At 63.4% G+C, this 640-nt stretch carries 1 protein-coding gene; it reads right to left on the bottom strand.

Annotated features, from left to right (window positions below; all coding sequences use genetic code 11):
• Positions 1-310: 310 nt before the first annotated feature.
• The coding region (locus IVA82_RS46195) for a group II intron maturase-specific domain-containing protein (protein ID WP_276578017.1) at positions 311-640 on the bottom strand (330 nt) is incomplete at its 5' end.

Raw genomic sequence — 640 nt, forward strand, 5'->3', positions numbered from 1 at the left:
GGCCGCTACGCGCCGCCTCCGGCGGTGGCCTGCGGCCAGCCTTGACCGCGGCTGCGTCTGGCGCAGCGGTCAACCATCGGAACGAAAACGCCATCGCGAGTGCATCGCACTCACACCAACAACCATGAGCAAAGCATGCCCTGATCAATCATTCCCCTTGACAACCACATCCCCATACAAGTCCGGATGGAGCGAGTAGAGTCGAGGAGAGGCGCGGTGACTTGGGCCGTGCGGCAACGTCCCGTTTCCTCTCCCCGCTCATCAAACCGGACGTGCCGATTTCCGGCATCCGGCTTTCCGACTGGTTTCATCACATGGCACGCGGCAGCGGCCCCAGATGCACGCGGCGGAGCCGCAGCACGCCGGCGGGCCCGAAGACATGGTCAGCGGGGAACCTTCGTGTGCCGCGTCCTTGCACCTTGCACCGTCTTCGCAGGAAGTGTCGCACGCGATCATAGACGTGATTGTCGACCGCCCGGTAGGCCATCAGCCGGGTGCCGTAGCTGAAGTAACTCGACCAGCCGCGCAGAAGTCGGTTCAGCTGGTCGCGTACCTCAGGCCACGGATCTTTGTTGCCGGAGACCAGAAGCCCATCGATTTTGCCTTTGAGCCTCTGGACGCTCTTCCTGGAAGGGCTCGC

Source organism: Bradyrhizobium sp. 142 (genome assembly GCF_023074015.1).
Taxonomy (GTDB): Bacteria; Pseudomonadota; Alphaproteobacteria; order Rhizobiales; family Xanthobacteraceae; genus Bradyrhizobium.